The organism is Leptospira fainei serovar Hurstbridge str. BUT 6 (assembly GCF_000306235.2).
GTDB lineage: Bacteria > Spirochaetota > Leptospiria > Leptospirales > Leptospiraceae > Leptospira_B > Leptospira_B fainei.
The window spans coordinates 1,155,739-1,179,159 of the sequence record NZ_AKWZ02000010.1 but is presented as its reverse complement, the minus strand read 5'-3'; the positions used below and the strand labels follow the sequence as shown (position 1 = coordinate 1,179,159).

18 protein-coding genes are annotated in these 23,421 nt (G+C 43.4%); 4 read left to right on the top strand and 14 right to left on the bottom strand.

Annotated elements, in window-relative coordinates:
• Positions 1 to 1,101, top strand: a complete 1,101-nt coding sequence (locus LEP1GSC058_RS14655; protein WP_016551056.1) for a vWA domain-containing protein — start codon at positions 1 to 3, stop codon at positions 1,099 to 1,101.
• Here the strand turns inward: LEP1GSC058_RS14655 and LEP1GSC058_RS14650 are convergent.
• From LEP1GSC058_RS14650 to LEP1GSC058_RS14620, 7 genes are all read right to left on the bottom strand, one after another.
• Positions 1,098 to 2,738 (bottom strand): mucoidy inhibitor MuiA family protein, encoded by a 1,641-nt coding sequence (locus tag LEP1GSC058_RS14650; RefSeq protein ID WP_016549580.1) that lies wholly within the window; start codon positions 2,736 to 2,738, stop codon positions 1,098 to 1,100. The genes LEP1GSC058_RS14655 and LEP1GSC058_RS14650 overlap by 4 nt on opposite strands.
• Positions 2,739 to 2,758: 20 nt before the next feature.
• Complete coding sequence (locus LEP1GSC058_RS14645) at positions 2,759 to 4,849, bottom strand: DUF4139 domain-containing protein (protein WP_016549965.1); 2,091 nt, start codon at positions 4,847 to 4,849, stop codon at positions 2,759 to 2,761.
• Positions 4,850 to 4,974: 125 nt separating this feature from the next.
• Positions 4,975 to 6,267, bottom strand: coding sequence for a sterol desaturase family protein (locus tag LEP1GSC058_RS14640; RefSeq protein WP_016550207.1), 1,293 nt, complete (start codon positions 6,265 to 6,267; stop codon positions 4,975 to 4,977).
• A gap of 139 nt (positions 6,268 to 6,406) precedes the next feature.
• Positions 6,407 to 7,954: an OmpP1/FadL family transporter gene (locus LEP1GSC058_RS14635; protein WP_039948414.1), complete on the bottom strand. Its 1,548-nt coding sequence runs from the start codon at positions 7,952 to 7,954 to the stop codon at positions 6,407 to 6,409.
• Positions 7,955 to 8,244: 290 nt separating this feature from the next.
• Complete coding sequence (locus LEP1GSC058_RS14630) at positions 8,245 to 10,194, bottom strand: chloride channel protein (RefSeq protein WP_016550701.1); 1,950 nt, start codon at positions 10,192 to 10,194, stop codon at positions 8,245 to 8,247.
• Between the two features lie 28 nt (positions 10,195 to 10,222).
• Positions 10,223 to 11,011: a hypothetical protein gene (locus tag LEP1GSC058_RS14625; protein ID WP_016550162.1), complete on the bottom strand. Its 789-nt coding sequence runs from the start codon at positions 11,009 to 11,011 to the stop codon at positions 10,223 to 10,225.
• Complete coding sequence (locus tag LEP1GSC058_RS14620) at positions 11,008 to 11,892, bottom strand: CPBP family intramembrane glutamic endopeptidase (protein ID WP_016550935.1); 885 nt, start codon at positions 11,890 to 11,892, stop codon at positions 11,008 to 11,010. Before LEP1GSC058_RS14620 ends, LEP1GSC058_RS14625 begins: the two co-directional genes overlap by 4 nt.
• Before the next feature lie 77 nt (positions 11,893 to 11,969).
• Here LEP1GSC058_RS14620 and LEP1GSC058_RS14615 point away from each other — a divergent pair, with 77 nt between their 5' ends.
• Together LEP1GSC058_RS14615 and LEP1GSC058_RS14610 are read left to right on the top strand one after the other, a co-directional pair.
• Positions 11,970 to 12,896, top strand: coding sequence for a LysM peptidoglycan-binding domain-containing M23 family metallopeptidase (locus LEP1GSC058_RS14615; RefSeq protein WP_039948675.1), 927 nt, complete (start codon positions 11,970 to 11,972; stop codon positions 12,894 to 12,896).
• Between the two features lie 65 nt (positions 12,897 to 12,961).
• The gene (locus LEP1GSC058_RS14610) at positions 12,962 to 13,993 is read left to right on the top strand and encodes an SMP-30/gluconolactonase/LRE family protein (protein WP_232224703.1); all 1,032 of its coding nucleotides are present in this window, start codon (positions 12,962 to 12,964) and stop codon (positions 13,991 to 13,993) included.
• Between the two features lie 119 nt (positions 13,994 to 14,112).
• On the opposite strand, the gene LEP1GSC058_RS14605 is transcribed toward LEP1GSC058_RS14610, so the two are convergent.
• The 7 genes from LEP1GSC058_RS14605 to LEP1GSC058_RS14575 all read right to left on the bottom strand — a co-directional run bounded on the left by LEP1GSC058_RS14605 (position 14,113) and on the right by LEP1GSC058_RS14575 (position 21,347).
• Entirely contained in the window at positions 14,113 to 15,798 is a 1,686-nt protein-coding gene (locus tag LEP1GSC058_RS14605; RefSeq protein WP_016550359.1) for an NADPH-dependent assimilatory sulfite reductase hemoprotein subunit, read from the bottom strand.
• 33 nt (positions 15,799 to 15,831) lie between these two features.
• The gene (locus LEP1GSC058_RS14600) at positions 15,832 to 16,431 is read right to left on the bottom strand and encodes a precorrin-2 dehydrogenase/sirohydrochlorin ferrochelatase family protein (protein ID WP_016550542.1); all 600 of its coding nucleotides are present in this window, start codon (positions 16,429 to 16,431) and stop codon (positions 15,832 to 15,834) included.
• Positions 16,428 to 17,204 (bottom strand): uroporphyrinogen-III C-methyltransferase, encoded by a 777-nt coding sequence (gene cobA, locus LEP1GSC058_RS14595; protein WP_016549615.1) that lies wholly within the window; start codon positions 17,202 to 17,204, stop codon positions 16,428 to 16,430. The genes LEP1GSC058_RS14600 and cobA overlap by 4 nt, the downstream gene beginning before the upstream one ends.
• 17 nt (positions 17,205 to 17,221) lie before the next feature.
• A complete protein-coding gene (locus tag LEP1GSC058_RS14590) occupies positions 17,222 to 18,466 on the bottom strand; it encodes a sulfate adenylyltransferase subunit 1 (protein ID WP_016550555.1) in 1,245 nt (414 codons plus the stop codon).
• A complete protein-coding gene (cysD, locus tag LEP1GSC058_RS14585; protein ID WP_016549792.1) occupies positions 18,466 to 19,374 on the bottom strand; it encodes a sulfate adenylyltransferase subunit CysD in 909 nt (302 codons plus the stop codon). Before cysD ends, LEP1GSC058_RS14590 begins: the two co-directional genes overlap by 1 nt.
• Positions 19,371 to 20,102, bottom strand: coding sequence for a phosphoadenylyl-sulfate reductase (locus tag LEP1GSC058_RS14580; protein ID WP_016550710.1), 732 nt, complete (start codon positions 20,100 to 20,102; stop codon positions 19,371 to 19,373). The genes cysD and LEP1GSC058_RS14580 overlap by 4 nt, the downstream gene beginning before the upstream one ends.
• Before the next feature lie 327 nt (positions 20,103 to 20,429).
• The gene (locus LEP1GSC058_RS14575; RefSeq protein ID WP_016550001.1) at positions 20,430 to 21,347 is read right to left on the bottom strand and encodes a hypothetical protein; all 918 of its coding nucleotides are present in this window, start codon (positions 21,345 to 21,347) and stop codon (positions 20,430 to 20,432) included.
• Positions 21,348 to 21,455: 108 nt separating this feature from the next.
• On the opposite strand from LEP1GSC058_RS14575, the gene LEP1GSC058_RS14570 reads away from it, so the two are divergent.
• Complete coding sequence (locus tag LEP1GSC058_RS14570) at positions 21,456 to 23,405, top strand: sulfatase-like hydrolase/transferase (protein WP_016550990.1); 1,950 nt, start codon at positions 21,456 to 21,458, stop codon at positions 23,403 to 23,405.
• Positions 23,406 to 23,421 lie beyond the last annotated feature (16 nt).

Sequence of the window (23,421 nt, the reverse complement as noted above, 5' to 3'; positions counted from 1 at the left end):
ATGTTCACTCTAGATAATATGAAAACAGAAAGGCGACAAAAGTTCGGAATGGCTGCCGTTCTTCTTTACCTTCTCTCCCACGGAATTTTTTCCAAGGATTCCGATCGGGACACCGGACCCGAACTGTCTATTCCCGATTCAAAATCGGAAGCGAAATTATTCGTTTTGGATGCAAGCGGGTCCATGAACGAATATCTGGGTATTTATCAAAAAATCCATTTAGCTAAAAAGCATGTGAAACACTATGTGGATACTTTACCCGAATCCGCAGAAGTAGGTTTAATCGCGTACGGTAATCGCCTGCCTGGATGCAAATCTTCAAGATTATACCAACCTTTGGAAAGCGGAAACAAAGCTCAATTTCGTAATAAACTTTACGGACTAACGCCTTCCGGAGCGACACCTCTCGCCGAGTCTATCCGCGTTGCCGGTGAATATATTTCCCGTCGACAGCAATCCACAGAATTGATTCTCATTACGGACGGAATAGAAAGTTGTTTCGGAGATCCTGAAAAGGAATTACGAATTCTGCAACAGAAAGGTATCAATTTTCATCTCAACGTTCTTGGACTCGGCTTAAAACCTGAAGAAAGAAGTATTATGCAATCCTTGGCGCGCCTAGGACGCGGAACATACTATAACGTGGACGGAGACGCAGATTTTTATTCGGCGATGGAGGACCTTTTAAAGAAAGGCATATTTCCGATAAAGAAACAGGAAATAGAACCCAAGCAGAATTTGGGCGCCGGTAAGATAAGAATTTTAGGTCAAAGTAAAATAGAAAATGAAAATGGAAGGACGCGATATAAAGTCTTATTCGATTTTCATAATCCGGATTCTTCTAATCATTGCGTCGTACTTAATCTGAAGACTCAAGCAAGTCCTTCCTCGAACGCAAATCGCTCGAATGAAAATCGAGCATCAAATCTAGAATCTATCATTAAAATAGAAGGCCAGTGTTTTCAATCCAAAGACGGGACCGGTCAGTTTGAATTCGACGCAACAAAACAAGAAATTGCATCGGCCGAATTAGAGCTTTGGGATATGTCGGAAATTCCCAAAGCGGTTGGAAGAAGCGGAGAAACCAGCTTAAACCATTAAGGTAAATTTAGATCCTGATCACTCGGATAGCTCACTCTATATTCCAATTGAATTTCTCTTTTTCCGGAAGGAGGAATTTCCAAAATCCATTCATAAATTCCTGAGTTGGGCCTAAACTCCTTAGCCCCCGGTGTAGTTCTATTGGAATCTATTTCTACTTTTACGCTTGCAAGTTCTGAAATAGGAATTTGATCCCGAACAAAAACCGACTTGGATTCTTTGCCGAAATTTTCCAAGGTCAAATAGACGCGTTTTTCGATTACTTTCTGAGTTGAGATCAATCCCTCTTTGGTATTATTAGATTCCTTTCGATACGAAAGTCGAAGACTTCCTTCCGTTCCTAAAGAGACCGAAACGTTTTCGTTCGGGCTCGTGTACGAAATTTTAGTAGTCCCGATAAGCCCTGAATTCCTAAATAAAGAAACTTCACCCGGAAGGATCGGGAATTCGCTAGCATTTTGAAATGTGGCCTCCAATAGCGGAAACGGTTTATATCTCGGGGCGGCGATAGTTTTCACTTTTGCTAGAATATTAAACGAACTCATTTCCAATTTTCTAGATTCGCGTTGCGAGGGCAAACTAACAGTCTTCGGTAAGCGGAACAAAAAACCTCCTCCTCGTTCCGAAGCGGGAGAAGCTTCGCGCGAATCCTCGTCTACAGATTGATCCTGAGCCATTTGCGCCGGTGTGCTGGCTTGGTTTTGTGCACTCAATATTTCTTTCTTGTCGGCTACTTCTTGATCGAAAAGACGCTGAGGATATAGACGATTTCTCCTCTGTGATAGATCCGGTCTGGTAGTAGACAGCAGGAGTCGAACCCCTTTCCAATCTTCTCCCGTCTCCTGCCTCACTTCGGCCAAATATTCGAATTGGCCTTTTTCCGAGGAATCGTTTGCAGTTAAAATATAAGTCGGTTTCCAATTTGCATTGGGAACCAAGTAACTTAATCTTAAATCGATAGTCTTAGATTCTTTGGACGTATTGACTACTTGAATCCAAGTGTTTCTAGTACTCTTTTCGGCTTGCGAAAGTAGAATGGAAAGTTGCGCCTTTACCTCATCCAGATCGCTCTGAATTTTAATTTTGCTTTTTTCGATTTTTTCCCAAGAGGAAAATAAGACGAAGGATTCGTCCCTGTTTTTCCGCAAATAGGTCCCCCAATTTTTTCCGTCGGATTCCACTCTACCGTATAGAAGGTTTCGACTAACAGTGTCGGAGACTTTATTACGTAATTCCGTCAAAAGCCCTTTTTCCGATTTCAAATCGTTTTCCTTCGCAATGACCGCTTCTAATTCCTTTTGCAAAGTCACGATCTTTCGCTGAAGAAATGCAACTTCAGGATTCGATGCCGCGGTGCCTTCCTCTTTCCAAGTCCGAGTGCCGGTCACTTCCACCAGATTCGAATCCGTCCCGGCCATTAGACTTTCTTCCAATAATGAAACCGGCAAATTTTGAATTTGAACCCGATTTGTACCCGGCGTTAATTGTACTTTACCGACTCTTAATATTTGTGCCGTTCCCTGATGCACAGTCACTTCTTGAATAAGAAGGTCGGCGCTGACGGCAAAAGCGTCGAAAGACGCGATCAAAACTGTCAGTGAAGAGACAACGATTTTTAGGGAAGTATTATAATTCATATTTTTTCACCAATGCGATATTAGTAGGATCCGCTACCTTGCGAATCTCGAAGTATATTATTAGCCGGATACGATACGGTGTATTCGAATTCGATTTTCTTAACGGCGCCGGACGTTATATCCATTTCGTACGTAAGAATCCCGTCGTCGGTTTTCTCCGGTTTTTCCGAGCCGAATGCCCACTTGATATCGACACTATCATCGACGGTATAAGGAACTCTATCGATCAACCTGAGCAAAATCTTTCTTTTCTTATTATTCTTTATTGAAATCGAAACTTTATGTCGAATCGTTTTACGTTTGGAAAGCAGTCCGGATTTATCCTCGAATTTCTCCTCTCGTCTTACGATTTTCACGTCCCGGTCGGGACCTAGTTCGATTCGAATTTTTTCTCCGGGTTTCAAAGTGGAAACGGAAGTGGTTCCTAGAAGATTTTCTCCTGAATAAATTTCTAGCGGTCCCGATAGGAGCGGCTCTCTTTCAAGATTGGTGGAAACGACCGTTAAATACGCTTCTTCGCTGGTTATTGGGGATGATTCGTAAGTCGGCAAAACCGGAACGATTCTTTTTCTTAGAAAGACGCGGTTCAAAGTCTTATCGGAGGGAATTCTTTCGAATGATTGAGCTATATAACGAAAATCGAATCCTTCCGAAGAAAGACCGGGAGCAACTAAATTAAAAACGTATTTACGATCCGAATTCAATTGGGAAGAACGATTGAGCAAAGTTTGCACCTGAGATTCTATATCCCTTAATTCTTTTCGAGAACTTTCACGCAGACCCGAAAATCTGCGCAAAGCCTCTTTTCCGTATCGCATCGAATCCTCATAAGATCCGCTTTCAAAAAGACTTTTTTGGTTAGCTAAATCTCCGCGAAGATGGTCCATATTTTCCTCGACCTGTAGCGAATTGGAACGATCCTTAAAATTGCTTTCTATTATCGCCCTTGATTTTTCTAACGGGCTATCATTATCCTCATAAAATTCCTCCTGCTTCGCTTTCGAAGCCGGAGCTTTCGAACTCCGTTTCTTAGCTTCCTTCGCAGGCATAGCTGGAGCTCCTGCGGAGGGAGAACTCTTTGCTTGTTGTTCGTTGTAAATATTTCGATCGTTCCCGGGATAGGAGTCTTTTTCCCGATTCACTACTACTTTAGAAGAGATTCTCAATTCACGATAGTCCGGTAAATCGACGTCCTGATTCGGATTTGCAGTGGAAAATTCTAATCGAACGCCGTTCCAATCCTCTCCAGTTTCGTTCCGAACTAAAGCATACCAACCTAACTCGGCTTCCGTTCCGTTCGGCTTAAGATCCAAAGTATAACGCGGATACCAGATAGCGCCGCGAATCAGATATTTATATTCTATACGATAGGTAGCTGCAGTCTCTATTTCCGCTTCTAGTCTTATTTCTTTCCGACGGAGAACGTCCCCTTGGGCGAGATGCTCCAACTTAGCGGTTACGATATAAAATTCCTCTCGAAGACGATCTAGTTCTTCCAATTTCGCTAATCTGAGTTTCGTGTTTTCTTCGGCGAGATCCGAATGAGTTTTACGAAACCCCAAAAAGGAATCCGAATCGACTTTCTCGACTACTCCCGCTTCTTCACGAAATGCCGGGCTAATGGATCGTAAACTCGTTTCCCAATCCAACAACTCCTGCACTTCTTTGGATCTCGTGCCCAACGAAAGCAACAATGCATCTTTTCTTTTTTCCAGTTCTTCGCTCTCTTGGGATTTGAATCTCTTGGATACCTTCTCAAGTACGCGAACTCCTCGAATCTTGAATTTTTTATTCGGATCGGAAAACGAAACGGAGACGCTTTTGTCTAAAATGTTAGAAGGAACTTCCCCCAAACTCACTTCGGACGCCCCGGCCGGAAGTTTAATTTCCGCTACCCTCTTTGCGTATGCGAAATCGGAATATAGAAGCACCGACTCTATACGAGAACTAGCCGTAGCTGCGGCAGTCTTAACCGACGAATTCCCTTCAGTTACTGCGATCGGTGAATTTTCGGAATCTTGTGATTTTCCATCTCGAGGCCAAAATAAGCCGCCAAGAATCAAAAAACCGATAAAGGAATATTTGCTAAGAAGTCGATGCGAAGAGAACATAGGCCATTAGGAGATACCCCGATAAACCTTTCGTCAATTTATTTTCCTGCAAGATATCGAACCCGAAATCAAGTAATAGGAGAATATTCAAAATCTTTTCGTACCCAAATCCCGGGTAGAACTCTCTATGCCGTCTTTGCCGAATAACCTTTTATGCTGAAAAATCTTTTCTGCGATAGTAGAAAGGCTCCCAACACTGCGAAAGATACGAGGGCCGTAATCTTCATTATGAACGGGAGAGCAATGATGATTTCCATCGGTAAGAAAGCGGTTAATTTTTGAATATGCGTAAAATCAAACGGGTAAACGTAAGTCAGAACCGCAATGGAAGCTAAGCGAACCAATTCCAAAACAACTCCGGACGTTTTCAATTCGAAAATAGCTCCGATAGTCCATAATGTCCAGAGAACATAGAAACCGAGAACGACCATTTCCGGTAGCGGGAGTTCCTTCTTAAATTCTATGTACACCATCGAAGCGCCCATCGCAAATAAAAACTGGAGGACCGTGTATATCGTCAACGTGATCGGGATTTGCGTATCGAATTTCTTGTAAGTTGATCGATCGATTTCAGGAGGAACTACGCTCTCTCCTAAATCGGCGGGTTTCCAGCCTGGCGCTTTGAACCAAACTAAAAACTTATCTTTCCATAATTTAGTTCGCCAAGAAAGATCGAACAACTCTTGAAAGTAATGAAATTGGGCCCAAATCGGATTCCAGGTAGTCATCGGTTTTACGATTCCGAAAATCGGTTCTTCTTCCTCCTCTTTAAAGCTTCCAAAAAGGCGATCCCAAATAATGAACGTCCCTGCGTAATTTTTATCTATATACTTAGGATCTCTACCGTGATGAACTCTATGATGAGACGGCGTATTCCAAATCCATTCAAACCAGCCTAGCTTAGGAATGAGTCGGGTATGAATCCAAAACTGATAAGCAAAGTTGATCTGAATGACTAACATAAACATCAGCGGAGGAAATCCTAGAACTGCCAGTGGAAGATAAAAAGGGAGTGAAAAGGTATTTTGCAGAATCCCTTGTCGTAGAGCTACGGTTAAATTATAATCTTCACTTTGATGATGAGCGACGTGTGAACCCCAAAAAATATTAATTTCATGGGCGAACCGATGATACCAGTAATAAAAGAAATCAGCTAATACATAACAGGCGACCCAGGCGATCCATGAATTTTCCGTAAAAGTGAAGAATCGAAAATTTTGGTAAGTCCAAGCGTAGACTGCGATCAAACCGAGCGTAATGAAAACGGTAAAGATCTGCATGTAGACTCCTGCAGCTAGATTATTAACCGAATCCTTGTAACGATAAAAAGGTTTCCTCGTTACTAGAACCCAAATAACTTCTGCAAACGCCAAAACAAAAAACGCGGGAGTGATTAACTCGATAATATTCTTTTCCATCTCTCTAACCCGCTTTCGACTTTCACTGTAGCGCTCGGTCGGTCAAGAAAAAGAAAGGGGATATTTAAAATATCCCCTTTCAATAGTTTGATAACGAATGTTATTTTTAACGATGAAGCGAATCGTGTTTATTTTAATATCAAAAGAAGAGACTCACAGAAGCGGAAACCGAGAAAATTCCCCCGCCATAACTGTAGTTTGGATTTATGGTCGTAGGTTGATACTTGTCCACTTCTACCCATCTCAATCTTTGGTACATTAAACCTATGTCGAATATAACCGGATTCTTTAATCTATCTTTCAAAAACCCGAAATTACGTCCGCTGAGTACATATGAAAACCCGAGAGAGTAAATCATTCTATCGTTATCCATCCAGTTATTTGATCCCGCATAATGAGGGACCGGCGTAGGACGACGACCGATTCCGGCTCTTGCTTTCATAGTCGGAGTAATAGTAATTTCCGTTCCAAAACGCACGTCAGTCGTATCATGAAAATTTAAGGGATCGGAATATCTTGCCTTAATCCTGGAGTTATGAAGGAGACTCCAGAGTTCCCGATTAACATCCAAATTCAATTGAACTTTCTTAAACGGTCGGAACCCCACTCCATAAGACCATACTCGAGGATTGTAATCCGAAAGAAGGGCCAGATCAAAATCCAGCTGAATTCCTAAAAGCGTAGTTTGAGCTCTGGCGGGAATCGGATCCGTCGAAAGATAGGTTTCTCTTTTGTAAGAAGCTCCAAGGCTGAACTTTCCGTACGTAAATTGAAGACCATAGGTAGGATTGATCAAAGGTTTTAATGATAAAACCACTTGCGAATTTGCCTGGACCGGGTCAGGTGAAATCGGAACATCCTTTAATAGAATCGCACCCGAACCGCCGGCTAACGCAGTAAATCCAACCCCTGCAAAGAGACGATCTTTCCAAAGCTCCACACCGACCCCTCCCATAATAGTAGGTCGTTGATTGGTGACTCCGGACTGCAAGTAAGTCGGTACGGTCGGATTTTGGTCGTTCACTACCATAAGCTTTCCATTTGCTGGAAGAATCGCATTCAAACCGAAACGAATCGTACGACCGATATCGAAAATCTCGTTGAGGTTCATAGTGAAACCCAATCCTACAAAGCTGTCATCGGGATTCTTAATCGCATCGGTTACGGGTGCGTTTGTCCTGATTGTCGGATTTGCATAGGTTCCCAAGAACGTGACTTCATGCAGATTTCTCGGTGGCCTAGCAAGCGGACGATACGCGAATAGCCCGTCTTTTAAATTGTACCAACCACGTTTATACCAAGGACCGGTAAGGGACGGATCATCTTTGGACGGTTCCATAGAAAGTAGAGGACCGTCAGTGGGGGGCTTTCCATCTTTACCTGGTTCAGTATTGGCAGCTGCGGCAGCGGCTTCCTTTTCCTTATCAGCTTGCTCCAATTTCCCGACAAAAAGATCCGCTTCGTTTAAGCGGCCTAAACCGGCTACGTTGTAAAAGACGGCCGACGAGTTATTTACGGTCGCCGTAACTGCCCCTGCCATACCAGTCGCAGTCGGATGCGCGCCGAATATATCGCCATAACTTCCTGCCTGTATTTCTGAGCTCCCACCTCCGAATAGACAATAGATTAGCGTAAGAGATGCCCCCGAAAGATAGGGAATCTTTCTTTTCAAATGAATGTTTCGCATGTTCCCGTCCTGATTGAACCAGCCCCCAATCTATTAAAAACAAATAGAACTTGCTGATTTCTTTATTACACATCAGTTATTTTTTAAAAATTATTCCGTATCTTATCTTCGCGGCCAAAAATGTCCAGTAAAATTGAAAAAACTACCTATAGGCAAAATACAGTTAAAAACTACAAAAAGAAAAGATTTTGAAAGATAAACAGTGATTATTGTAAAAGAATGAACGCTACATCTATAGACCAAAAGGTGTAAAAAGCTCAGAATACGATCGAGTAGGTATTTTAAAAAAACTATTTCTTAAGGGACTGGTTTCTTCTAGGAACGGTGGTCTCAAAATAGACCTTCATAAGTTCAGCGTATCGCAAATAACCGAGGCATTTTCCATCTCGAACTACCGCGATTTTATCCAAATCGAATTCAATTAGAAGTTTTAAAGAACTCGCAAGACTCTGATCAACGGATCCTGCCGGAACACTCGAATCGGTAGCGTCTCCGACGGTTATCAGATCTTTCGCAAATTCCCGGCTCTCCGGCGAGTGCCTAATTTTGCGTAACGATAACATTCCCAGATACTTTTCCTGATCGTCCAGAACCACATAATCACTCGCTTGAATACCAATGGATTCTTGCTCCAGCTCGGAGAGTAATTTAGAAGAATGGGTAATCGCTATGTTGCGAAGCTTCGAGGAGACTTGACCGATCGAAATACTATCCAGGATATCTCGGTTCATATCCCAGTAATGAGCAGGCGACTGAAACCTATTTTCCTTCTGACTTTTATAAAGACTCAGTTTGTGCGAAAGTACGAACGATATAATTGAGACAACCATTAACGGAGGAAGAAGAGAATAGCTTCCTATAATCTCGCAAATCATTACCATACCTGCAATCGGTGCGCTTGCTATCCCGGCATAAAATGCACCCATACCGACCAGGATAAATGAAGAAACGGAGACCGGCGTGATCAGAATAATTTTCGCTATCGTGCCGACAGCCCCGCCAAGCATTCCTCCGATAAAAAGTGCAGGTCCGAACATTCCGGCGGAACCTCCCGTTCCGACCGTAAACGAAGTGGAAAGCATTTTCAAAAATGCAAAACCGAAGAAAAACAACGCTAAAAGAAGATTTCTTCTTACGGCAAAATCGTTTTGTACATTAAGGATAGATAAAATCCCATCCTCTTGAAGTCCGATCGAGTCCGGTACCTTACTAATTCCAAGACTATTTAAAAGACCTGGTAAATACGGCTCGAAGATTGGTTTCGCATCTAAAGCATCTTGCAGAAAACCGGAACCGGTCCCGATTACTTCCGGGAGAAAAAAACCTATGATCCCGATAGGAATTCCCCCGATCGCCGGCTTTAGCCAATCAGGGACAGGCCACCGCTCGGACCAATCCTGGATTTTTCTAAAAATCCGAATAAATAATGATCCATTCCAAAAACATAAAATACCTAACAGAGAATAGAAAATCAGCTCGGGATATTCCTCAAAACCGATTTCGGGGACCCTGTATACTGAACCAAAACCGTTCAATCCGGAGTAAGTAAGATAAGCTGTTACGGAAGATATGATGCATGGTATCAACGAATCGCTTTCGATATCCTCCCGATAAATCATTTCTACGGAGGTCAAAGCGCCGCCGAGTGGAGCGTGAAAGATAGCTCCTAACCCGCCTGCAGTTCCCGCTAAAAGGAGAGTTCTACGAGCTCTCGCTCCGGCACGGATCCATGTCGCCACGACGGAACCAAAACCGGCTCCTATTTGCGAAATAGGACCTTCCTTTCCACCGCTACCACCGGTCGAAAGAGTAAAAATCGTGGCGATAGATTTTACGAGCGGAACCTTAGCCTCCATCTTTCCTTCCCTATTGTGAAAGGAATCGATCATTGAATCCGTTCCAGTCCCGCCAGACTCACGAGAAAACCAATGAACAAGTAAACCGGTAACTAAGCCTCCTAAGGTGGGAAGAAATAATAGAGACCAGCGGCCTAAGTTAAAAGCCGGATCCGGTTGAAGATTAACGTAGTATTCTCCATTAGGATGGGTATCGCCGATTCCCGCGACAGTATGGAGGAGAAAAAATTCGCTCCAGGCTAAAGCTCTAGAAAACGCATAGGCCCCTAAGCCGGAAACGATACCGGTCAACAGACAGTAAAAATAAAGTGAACGACGCCCGCCGATTTTGAAAACGGTTCGCCAACGAGGCAGAAAGTTCGTTATAGAATCCAAACGAAACACAGCTTATTCAACTCCAAAATCCGAATTTCTAAAAACTTTTGGATATGTTTAATTCAAGTATTCTGTTATGGGAGTACGTATCTTGCCAAGATCCGACCATTCTATATAATCTTGGTACTAGCAGTAAACCTAGAAATACCCCTGCCCCCGGCGATTCTAAAACGTTTCCGGACGGGGTCGGCTTACCCATTAAGGATTGGATTGCCGAATGAGAATGTATCGTAGTCGAGGCATAATAGTATCCCAAGCCTGCAAGCAGCAAGTCGGCCGCTATATAACCGAACATTCCTTTTAGAGTATCCGAAGAGGAATAAACCGGCGATTTGGAGGAGTTATAATAAACCGAAGTTGCCGGCTCCAACAAAGCTAATGTGCCGGAGATTAAATAACTCTTTCGTCCCGATGTTTCAGTGGCGCTTTCGTGACCCTGGGAAATTTGACCGTCCATGACTTGTTTTCTAGTTAATTCTTCCAACAAGTAATTCTTAAAAGCTCGTTCACTACCCTTCTTCGGCGATTCGATCCGAATCAAACTCAGCTTTTCCCTTTTAGAAAAACCCAAGACAAATACGTCGATCGTAATCGGCGAATACCAGCGGGAGGTGTAACGATATGCAAATCCCTTAGTGCTCTTATTCGAAATGATTCTGTCGTATGTGAGTTTATTTAAGGCAGCGATGATTCGAAGATCGTTTTCAGTCGGATCTCCATCCAATTCAAATGCTTCTCCCGCATACAAAGAATTCCCCGACCATATCAATAACGCCGCTAAAACAAATATCGCCAGTTTGATTTTCGCTTTTTGCCTTTGAATCATCCGACAACCCGGTCTCCGAGGAAAAACGCCGCAATTAGCATTGAACTGTTGTAAGCGACATGCGCGGTTATGGGAACCCAAATATTTCCCGTTTTTAAGTAAGATAGCCCGAAGTAAAATCCTACGAAGATAAGCAAAATAGGCCCCACCCAAGATCCACGCGGATTATAATGAATCAGACCGAATATTAACGAAGTAAATATTAAGCCGAATATTTCGTGTCCTTTTCCTACGAATTGCTTTAATAGGAACCCTCTAAAAAATGTCTCTTCCACCAAGCCCGCACCCAAACTGACCCCGAGGGAAGCCCAGAATAGTAAGAACCAATTTCCCTGCAAATTCTGAGTCAAAGCGACTTCCAGCGGATTTGATTGCGGTTTTCCTATAAAAAAGAAAATTAAACCCCCGGCAACGTTCACGAAACAAAATGTCGCAAAACCGACGGAAATTCCGATCCCGAAGGCGCCACCATCGAACGATTCGCTAAAATCAGTGCAATCAGCTTTGCCCAGTCGTCGAAGAATCATAAACGCAGGAAATAAAAAGCATACCGCCCATGCAATTCGATCGATGACAAGCAACCAAGGGCGTTTCGTAACCACGAAGTCGGTGTAATCTCTAAGGGCTTTTTCCGCCGAGGCCGGTTCATTCCAGGCGATCTTTTTATTCTCGGGAGAGTTTATGTTCTGGGGTTCCTTCCACTTGGTTGCATTCTTTTCTGAAATCGCAGGCCGAGCCGATAATGAGAGTTCAATTTGAACCTTAGCAACTTGCTGATATAATAAGTTGGCAATCAGTAAAACCAGGACTTGAAGCAGGAGTATCTTAATGATCTCGCCAAAAGATCCTCGGTTACTCGATTGCTTACTTTTTTCTTCCATGGTCGGGACCCCTCCCATCATTTTCCTCCGATTTTTTGCGTCATTGTTTTTTTAAACGGACCGATTCTTATAGAGTAGTGACTCCCGCCGGAAACCCAGTTAGATTCGTATTATTTCTAGTCCTTCTTCTCGTTTATATCTCGGGAATAAAGGAAGTAAGTGCGGTTTTTGAACGACTTCCCCTTAACAGCCTTGATTATTCCGATAAACACCTACTTCAAATCAGAGATGAAGTAAAATATAACCTCAGAGTCTCGGTATCGAATTTGGATCAAAAAAACTTGGCTCCGCTTCGTTTCCTAGTATATAAAGTGAGGGAAAAGGATAACTTTTTTAAGATCATGGCCAGGACCGGAATGGACTTGGACACATTATCTTCCGTGAACCAACTCTCTTCCCCTCAAGATATCTATCCTGGTATGGAACTTCTGATACCGAATATGCGAGGTTTTTACGAATCGGATGAAAATTCATCCAGTGAAAGCGCAAGGAAGAAGATCGCCTCCCGTCATAGAATTCCGCTCAAATTCCTATATTATGATGACCGAAGAAACGCCTGGTTCGTTCCCGGAAGAGGGCTACCTAAGGATGAGAAAAGTTTTTTCTACGGAATGGCCTTTTCGAATCCTCTTGCTGACGAAGGACGGGTCAGTTCGCGATTCGGAAAAAGAAAGGATCCTTTCACTAAAAAAGACACTTTTCACGGCGGAATCGATCTGGCTGCCGAAAAAGGGACTCCGGTTTATGCCTCGGCAGACGGAACCGTTTCCTTTGCCGATTCTAAAGGCGGATACGGAAATCTCGTAGTTCTGAAACATCTTCTCGGATATGAAACTAGATACGGACATTTGGATAAGATTTTAATTCCGGAAGGAAGCAAGGTGAGAAAAGGACAATTAATTGGCGAAGTAGGAAAAACCGGCAGAGCCACCGGTTTTCATTTACATTTCGAAGTATTACGAAATAGTCAAAAACAACGACCCGTTTTTAGGGGTCATGTTTAATGCTCAGAAATATATATCTTAACCCTTTCCTTAGAATTATATTCCCTATCCTTTCGGTTGCTTCCTTGCTGTTCGTATCTATTCTTGTCGGTTGGAATAAAACCGATCCCGAATTTTATTCCGTAGATTCTCCGATTCCGCAAGGGGAGGATAACGCTCTCTTTTTTTCCGAAGCCGTCCACGAAGGAAAGATTTCGGAACCGTTTGCAATCGCTCTGGATTCGAAAGGTCGGATATACACCGGATCTTCCGACGGAAACATCTATAGAATTAAGACTGACGGAAAAGTGGAGATATTCGCGAGAACTTCCGGGCGACCCCTGGGTTTAGCGTTCGACGGGAAAGGAAACTTAGTGACCTGTCTCTCCGGAGTAGGGCTCGCTTTTTACGACGCGCAGGGAAAGGAAAATATCCTTGCGCGGCAGGACGAACAGGGAAATCCATTAGAAAATCTTTATGGATTGGATATCGCATCCGACGGGACGGTTTATTTTACCGAAGTTAGTAGGAAGTTTTCGTACGATGCTTCGTACTTGGAAGAACTAGAATCGAGACCTAACGGAAGGATTCTGGCTTATACACCCAAAAACCAATCTATTGCAGTCGTTTTAGATGAAGTATACGCACCTACCGGAATCGCTCTCTCCTCAAGAGAGGAATTTTTGGTGTATGCGGAAAAGTATAGACATCGGGTGTCGAGATTCTGGTTACGTGGGAACAAAGCCGGAAAAGAACATTTTTTTATTACGCACCTTCCCGGTAGCCCTGCCCTAATTCATTCGGATAAAAAAGATACGTTCTGGATCGCTCTTTCCGCGCCGCGGCATAAATTAATCGATAAAATTCAACAGGAACCTATTTTAAAAAAATATGTTGCAGCGCTCCCCGTTTTTTTCAAACCAAAGGAAGGAACTTTAACCTATATTCTAGGAATGAACGAAACGGGCGATGTAACATTCGCACTTACCGATTCATCTTCAAGTCGAGTCGGATCAACCACGGCCGCAATCGAATTCGGTAGAGGACTTTTACTTGCCGGAAACGCTTCCGATAAAATATGGAAATGGAAATTCGAGACTTTAGAATCTTTTTTTTAATTTCTAAAAGACCCGCGCAAGGGATACGTAGGGACGCGGTCCGTAAGACCGCGTGTCCAAAGGACCGAGCGGGACTCCGCGAGCCCGGAGCAGCCCGACCCCGAAGGGGATGCGCCCCCTTACATAGAACCTAGTAAACTTCTAAAGTTGTCTATACCGTAACGTTCGGCAAAACTTCCGAATCTCTCTCCGGCCCTTCCTTCTTTCTTCCATAATTCAAACGCTTTTTCAAGCTGAACGGGAATATCCGAGAACGCAACTTTCTTGGCCACGTAATCTCCGACTTTGGTGCCTTCCGGATTACCGCCGAAGAATAGCGAATATTTCCCGCCTGCCTGCTGTCCTACGATTCCGACTTCCGCGGAATACGGTCTTGCACAACCGTTCGGACAGCCCGTCATTCTTACGATCGGAGCCCGATCATTTAAATCCAATTTGTCTAAAACTTTTTGAATTCCCTCCAATAATTGAGGAAAGGTTCTTTCCGACTCCGTCAAAGCCAGGCCGCAAGTTGGAAGTGCAGGACAAGCCAACGCACGATCGTATAGAGGTTTAGGAGAAGCGGGATCTACTTTATAATTTTTTAATTTATTTTCTATTTTTTCCCGATCTTCCTTCTTGATTCCCATTAAAACCAAATCCTGATCGGCAGTCACTTGAACGTCCAATTCGAAAGTGGAAATGATATCCTTTAAAGCGGTCTTTAGAGGTTTGTCCGGAAAATCTTTGATTCGTCCTGACAAAGTATGAAATCCCAAAGAATAAGTTCCGTCTTCCCTTAAAGTCCAACCTAAGTAATTGGGGGTTTCCCATTTCGGAAGCGTCTTGTTCGTATCGAATTTCAAACCGGACCTTTTTTCGACTTCGGATCGAAACCAATCCACTCCCTTTTCGGCCAAAACGTATTTAAGACGCGCATGCTTACGATTCGTCCGATCTCCGAAGTCTCGATGAGAAGTTACGATTCCTTCCGCCACGGGAATTAAATCTTTTGCGGGAATCCATCCGAGCAAATCGGCGGCTCTCGGAAAAGTCTCGGGTTTATTATGGGTCATTCCTAACCCGCCGCCTGCAAAAATGAAATACCCGTCGATTTTTTTATCCGCATTCAGAGTCGCAGCAAAGCCCATATCGTTCGTATAGATATCGACGGAATTGTTGCCGGCAAGGGTGATCGCAATTTTGAATTTTCGCGGAAGATAAGTCTTTCCGTAAATTCGATCTTCTTCTTCGTCCTTGTTGATTTGCGTTTCGCCCAGCCAAACTTCGGCGTACGCTTTGCTTTTATATTTAAAATGGTCGGATAGCAATTGAGCGAACTCGTCGAGTTGACCCAGGTCTTTTCTTCCCCAAGGATTTAGAGCTTGCGTAACATTTCTAACTACGTCGCCGCAGGCCCCCATCGTGGATAAATTCACCTTATCGACAGCTTGCATAATCGGTCGAAGATCGGTTAAGCGAATCGTATGCATCTGAATGGATTGGCGTGTTGTTAAGCGAAGAGCTCCCCCCGCGAATTTATCACCTAGCTCGTCCCAGACCAAATATTGCTGAGCGGTCAACCTTCCTCCCGGTATCCTACCCCTGATCATAAACGAGGTCGGATTTTCGATGAAGTCGCCGTTATCGTCTTTTCTGCGATCTCTATCCTTCTGTTGATACATCCCATGGAATTTAATTAATTGGCGATCGTCGTCCTCGAATTCTTCGGCTCGGGTCTCGACTGCTTCTCTAATTTTTCCCCTCAGTCCGTGAGACGCTAATTTAATGTGCTCGACTTCGTTGAGTTCTTTTCCTTCTGACATCGTAGGGATTCGTCCTTTATATATTAGCTTTTATTAATTCTTTATTTTTGCCTTCAGGTATTTCTCCCGAAATTCCTGAAGCAGTTCTCGTAAGGCGATTTTCCTAGTTTCAGGATCGCCTAAACGCTGTTTTGTGATTTTTCGTATTTCAAACAAATCGACTAAATCTTTCTCGTGATCGACCGGTAATAATTCTTCCAAAATCGTCCGGACAGTACCGGATAAGCCGGCAAATTCTCCCTGAGTCGATACGGCAACTCGCAACGGTCCCCGATCAAAAAAAGCAGCCGAATAAAAATCGCAGCTTTCGGGATCGTCCGCACAGTTGATCCAAATTCCCAATCGCTTAGCTTCCAAAACTAATCGTTGATTGATCTCTCTATCATTCGTCGCGGAATAAATAAGTTGAAACCCGGCCAGATCGGAAAGCTCTACCGACTTTTGAATCAAAGAAATATCGGATCTATCCGCCAAAAGATTGCTCACATCGGGATGAATTTCTCTGGCAAGAACGGTTAGCCTACAACCGGTTCCCAATAAGGAGCCGAGCTTCTCTAAGGCTACTTTACCGGCGCCGACGAGAAGCACATTCTTACCTTCAAGCTTTAAGAATACCGGAAGTAAACCGTTCATCCCGGCGCGTCATACGGAAATCGGATCTCCGCCCTCTCAAAATCGATTCCGCTAGGAAGTAATCCTACTACTGCTCCGATATAAATGATTCCCGGACCAGTTCCAGCTTTGGGAATTCCGTCTTTAGCAGCAATGCCTAATGTTCTTACCGTAGTTCTTTGATCCGGCAGGCTGGCATTTTCCACTAATGCGACCGGCAATTCGGAATCGGCTCCGTGCTCGATCAGTTTGCCGGCAATTTTCTGGATGGAAGACGTCCCCATAAATAATGCGATCGTTCCTTTGAATTTTGCGAACCAGTCCCAGTCCGTTTCTTCATTCAGAACCGTATGGCCGTCCATGATCAAAACTTGCCTCGAAAGACCTCTATGGGTTAACGGAAATCCCGCACCGGAAGATCCTCCTGTCAATGAGCTCACGCCCGGAACGATTTCGTATGGAATTCGCTTTGCTCGAATTGCCTCTAATTCTTCGCCGCCTCTTCCGAATAGAAAAGGATCTCCGCCCTTTAAGCGAACTACGTTTTTACCCGAAAGCGAATATCGAATGAGTAAATCTTGAATTTCAACTTGAGTAGCGGAATGCTGTCCGGCGCGTTTACCAACGTAATGCGTAATAGCATCTATAGGAAATAGCTCCAAAAAGGAAGGGTCCAGCAAGGCGTCGTATAAAATGACTTCCGCGTTCCGCAAAATCCGCAGGGCGCGAACGGTTAAAAGGTCGGGGTTTCCGGGGCCCGCACCGACTAAATATACTTTTCCTTTTTTATCCATTATAATTTCCTAATGAATTATGAAGGAATTCCCACAATCATCCCGGCGCCTACCGTATTATTGGTGCCCTCATCCACAAGAATAAAGCTTCCGGTTCCCCTATTTTCGGAATATTCGTCAAAGGCTATCTGTTTCGCAGTTCGGATTCGAATTCTTCCAATTTCGTTCAAACCCAATTGTGATGCGTCAAGCTTCTCATGAGTTTGGGTTTCGATCCTAAAAGAGATTTCTTTGACTGCTGCCTTTACGGAGCCTGTCGTTTGCCTAAGCAGATATTTATTTCCGGGAAGAAGAGCTTTCGTATCCATCCAACAAACATCCGCATCCAAATCCTGGGAAATTAAAGGAAGAGAATCGGTCAATACGATCATATCTCCTCGCCCTATATCTATTTCGTCTTCCAGCAGAATCGTAACGGACATCGGAGCAAACGCTTCCTCGACGCTTCCTTCGTAAGTATCGATCGATTTAATTCTAGATCGCAAACCGTTAGGTAGAACTACGACCTCGTCGCCTTTCTTAAAAAGTCCGCTCCTGATCTGGCCCGCATAACCTCTATAGTCGTGATATTGTTCCGTTTGTGGACGAATTACGTATTGAACCGGAAACCTCGCTTCGTGCTTACTCTCATCCGAATCGATATCCATTTCTTCCAGATAACCGAGCAAGGTTTTTCCTTTCCACCAAGGCATATCGAGAGACGGTTCCACGACGTTATCTCCGTTAAGGGCGGAAATCGGAATAAATTCGATTTCTTTAATGCCTAACTCTGTCGCAAACTTTTGGTATTCAATTTTGATTTCTTCGAATCTCTCCTGCGAGAAACCGACTAAATCCATTTTATTAATGCAAACCACAAGATACGGAATTCGCAGCAGCGAAACTATATACGAATGTCGATAGGTTTGCTCGATCACGCCCTTTCTAGCATCCACAAGTATGATAGCTAAGTCGACATTCGAAGCTCCGGTGACCATATTTCGGGTATACTGTACATGCCCGGGAGCATCTGCGATGATGAATTTCCTCTTAGGTGTGGAAAAATATTTGTAAGCGACGTCTATCGTTATCCCCTGCTCTCTTTCCGCCTTTAAACCGTCCGTTAAAAGCGCAAGGTTTACCTGACCATTCACCTGACCGGCCCTCTCGATCGCTTCCAACTGATCCTGGAAAACGGATTTGCTATCGTAAAGGAGCCTTCCAATCAGCGTAGACTTTCCGTCGTCCACGCTTCCTGCCGTAATGAAACGTAATAAATCCATCAGAAGTAACCTCCACGTTTACGCTCTTCCATAGCCGCTTCGGATCTTCTATCATCCAAACGGGAACCGCGCTCCGTCGTACGAGAAGTTTGTATTTCGCGGATGATATCCTCTAGGGAATTTGCCTCCGATTCCACGGCAGCGGTGCAGGTCATGTCTCCGACTGTCCTAAATCGAACGGTCCGTTCTTCGACCTTATCGTTCGAATCTAAATTGATGAATTTGGAAACCGGGAAAATCAAATTTTCTCTCCATACGATTTCTCGCTTATGCGAGAAATACAGGGAAGGAAGTTCTATGTTCTCGGTTTTGATATACTCCCAAACATCGAGTTCCGTCCAATTGCTGATAGGGAAAACGCGGACGTTCTCGCCTACGTGTATTTTACCGTTATAGATATTCCAAAGTTCCGGGCGTTGCAATTTCGGATCCCAACCGCCGAACTCGTCCCTTACCGAAAAAACTCGTTCTTTCGCTCTCGCCTTTTCCTCGTCTCGTCTGGCGCCGCCGATGCATGCGTCGAATTTAAATTCGGCGATCGCATCGAGCAATGTTACGGTCTGAATACCGTTACGACTCGGAAATTTTCCTTTTTCTTCCACCGCCTTTCCCTGATCGATGGAATCCTGAACATAACGAACGATCAGTTTCTCTCCGGTTTTTTCGGCGAGTCTATCGCGAAAATCTAATGCTTCCTGAAAATTATGCCCTGTGTCTATATGCACCAATGGAAACGGAAACTTCCCGGGTCGAAAGGCTTTTAAGGCGAGATGCACCAGCGTGATAGAATCCTTTCCGCCTGAAAATAATAGCGCCGGTCTCTCGAATTGCGCGGCAACTTCCCGAAGTATATAAATCGATTCCGCTTCTAATTGCTGTAGATGCGATAAGCGAGTACGTGTAGTCATACTTGCGATCCTTTTTTACGTACGAGTTTTCCGTCGACCCAGTGCAACCCGCATTCTTTAGCGGATTCGTTTTCCCACCACCAACGACCGGCACGAAAATCTTCTCCCGGAAGTATCGCTCTCGTGCAAGGAGCACAACCGATGCTGGGAAAGCCCTTATCATGAAGCGGGTTGTATGGAATTCGGTTAGTATCTACGTATGATTTAGTATCTTCCCAGTTCCAATCCAAGATAGGATGGAATTTGAGGATATCACGAGAGGAGTCCAATTCGACTTTCGGCAAATCGCCTCGAGATCCCGATTGCTCGCTTCGAATTCCGGTAATCCATAATTTAGCACCTTCTAATGCACGATTCAAAGGAACGACTTTACGAATATGGCAACATTCTTTGCGATTTTCTACCGAATCGTAGAACGAATCCGGCCCTTTTTCATTCACGAGTTTTTCTACCGCATCCGTATCCGGAAAAAAGGTCTGGATTTTTCTTCCGTACATTCCGTTCGTTCGTTTGTGTAATTCGTAGGTCTCGCTAAAAAGTCTGCCGGTATCTAATGTAAAAATACGAATTCCGAGATTTTGGGAAAAGATAGCATGTGTAATAGCCTGGTCTTCGAGACCGAAACTAGTTGAAAAAACGGCAGTGCCGGGAAATTCTTTGTCTATCAGAACCAGGGATTCTTCCAATCCCAGGCCTTTTAACTTGTTCTCCAGCTCTAAAGGGTTCATGTTACTGGCACCTTCATTTTCGAGTGATTTTAGCACCTTTTTGCTAATATACTGTACCAAAGTTTTATATATTGGATTTTTTGTAAAGTATAGTCGAAACTCTTAGTCCAACTTCCTCAATTTGATCGATACGAATAGAGAATTTTTAAGAGATTCTGCAAAAAGGATCAAGACTCTTACTAAGCATTCTCACTTTCTTTATAGTATTAGTTATACAGTGAGAATCGAAATGATTCATACATTTTTTACTAGTATGAGTTCATTATGTCTCTAATATAGATCTCCTATCTAAATTCCAAATTCCGGATTAAAAGACGAAGATTCTTTTTAGTCTAAAGGAAGGCCTAAATCATTTCGAAGACTTCGATCGGCAGGAAAATGTCTTTCCCAGTAAGCTATCCTGGAGGAACGCCGAAACTTTGCGATAGTAGTCAGCATCCTAGGTTCGGATCGAAAATCACCGTCCGGATATGTTTCTTCCCATCCCAAAATTTTATGGGGAAAAGCGGTTTCAAAATCGATTTTCAAAGTACGCTTTAACTCCGGATATTCAAGTTCGTATCTATAAATCGTTTCGGATATTTTCTTTATCTCTGCGTTTGCGACCGCCGGGACCGGATCCCGATGAACGAACCGAATATAGAATAAGCTAGGTAAGATTCTGACTTTCCCGGTCGGAAGTTTTTCCGGAGCAAGCCGAATCCGATTCCAGATTTCATCCTCGAGAATCGATTCTTGGATTTTGCTTTTCCGATCACCCTCCTTTTCAAAGTAAGAAAACGAGATTAAATCATAATCTTTGTTATCCAAATTCAATTGAAGATAAGTCGTTCCACACCATTCTTGAATGCTCACAACCTCCTTAAGACTACGAGGTAATTCGGTCCGTGGAGTAAATACGGATAGCATTAGCTTGTACGGATAAATTCCGGTCAAAAAATCCTTGGTAAAATTAAGTTTTAAAACGGGAACAACATCATTAGGTGAATGCTCCGGAAAATCGAGTTTTACTTGTTTGGAATCGGAAAAACCTTCATGTACGTAAATCATCGTTGCAATTCCATGATTGAGATTTCCGTAACGAGCTTGGACTAGATCGAAGGTCGTTATCTCGGCCAAACCGGAATCCCAATACTTCGAAAATTCCTGGGCATTCTTCAGCGCTGGGTAATCCGATTTTGACGGACGACAGCAATTCAACGTTAAGAGTAATAGAAGCCAAGCGAGAGGACGGATCCCGAACATAAATCAAGTTCTCCTTTTCTTAGACGGACGAGTACGATTCCGAGTGACCGTTAATTCCAATCTATGTAATTGACGACTTACATTCACTGGAAAAACCTTGGTTCTACGATGGGATTCAAAATAAATAATACTCTGTCGATCGCGGGAAAGAAAGCGGTTTTAATCGCGATTCCGGTAATCTTGCTAGTATCGGATCTAATTATCCGAGACGAAGTGTTTCCGGGCTTTAGGATTCTGCAATGGTCCTTCTATCTACTTTCATTTATATACTCCCTCTTACTCTATTCAGCTCTTATCATCGGACTTCGTTCTCTTTATTTTAACGGGAAGAAAGGTTTTTATTGGATCTTACTTTTACTGACAGCATTTTTCTATACCGCATGTATGGCCGGCTCTTACGGGTATTATGCATATACCGGAATCATGCCTAATTTTTTCGTCTTTTCGTTCCTGTTCCAGGAGCCTTTGAATAGTTGGACGATTTTTTGGGGAGGTTTAACCGGTAGATTAGTCGTTCTATCATGTCTTCTATTCGTTCTGATCGGATCGCTTCTTTATCTTTCAACGAAAGTTCAATCACCCAAATACAAGTTCAGAAAAGTTTTGCGTTTGGCCTCGGTTTTATGCTTTTTAATTCTTACGGGATTTCTCCATAACAATACCCGCTTCAACGATCAAGTGTACGTTTCCGATACGAATACGATCGCATTCGTATGGAGAAACGTTTATAATCGATTGACCGGGGATAGCTTGGGTTCCGCCGGTCTTCAGTCTAGAAATAAGCCTAAGCTCTCGAAAATAAGTTTAAAACCTAAGTTCAATGTTCTCCTAATCGTCGCAGAGAGTTTACGTAAAAATAATATGAGTCTTTACGGTTATAAAAAAGACACTACTCCGTTCCTAGCTCGAAACGTGAAAAATGCGACGTTCGTTTTCAAACAAGCTTTCTCGAACTCAAGTTCGACCTTACTTTCTTTCCCAAGCATACTCTCGGGAGTATCTCCTGCTCAGCCCGTACCGATGACTCATAATTTTCCCCTTTTTTGGGAGTATGCAAAGGTCGCTAACTATTCCACGTTCTACATCACTAGTCACGATCTGCAGTGGAATAATTTCAAAGGCTTTTTCCGGAACTCAAGCATCGATAAAATTTGGGACAAAGAAGCTAGCGGATCGGGAGTATTTAACGATATTGGGATCGATGACCGCAAAACCGTTCGCGAATTTAAACAGTACGTTAAATTCTTAAAAAATAAAAATGAGAAATTTGCAGGAGTCCTTCATTTCAATACGAATCATTTCCCTTATATAGTTCCCGAAGAAGAAAAAGTATTTCCTGTCAATACCGTTCCCGATCAGTACGATAACTCCGTTCACCATATGGATAATTTGCTGAAAGAAGTTTACGAATTTATGAATGCGGAGGGCCTAACGGAAAACACTTTAGTTATATTCACATCCGATCATGGAGAATCGTTATTCGAACACGAATACCTGGGCCACATCGATAGCAATCATATCGAAACGATTGCAATTCCTATGATAATTTCGCTCCCTCCGACCCTTATTAGGAACGGTATCCGAACTGACGCTTTAGAACGAAACACTACCCGTATTGTCGCGAATACGGATATCATTCCCACCTTGCTGGATGTTCTAGACTTGAAGGAAAAACCGGACGTAAAAAGTTATCTTTCAAAGCTGGAAGGAAAATCGCTTTTTAGAGATCTGGATGCTGAAAGAAAAATCATCGTAACGAATAATAACGAGATATCGCTTTATAAAGTCGGGATCAGTTATTTAAAAGGCAATCTGCATTATCTAATGAATCTAAATACGATTCCGCCGAAGGAGAAATTATATGATTTATCCAAGGACCCGAACGAACTACAAGACCTTTGGCCGAAGCTTACCGAAACGGAAAAAGAGAAATACAGAAAGGAAATGCAAGAATGCGGACTCTGCCGCGACCTCTATGAATCGATCGGGATTCGCCCTACGAATTCCAACCGAATCGACTCAGGGAATTCTCGCAATGAAACCGTTTCCTTCGAATAACACAAAGTAGCCGATT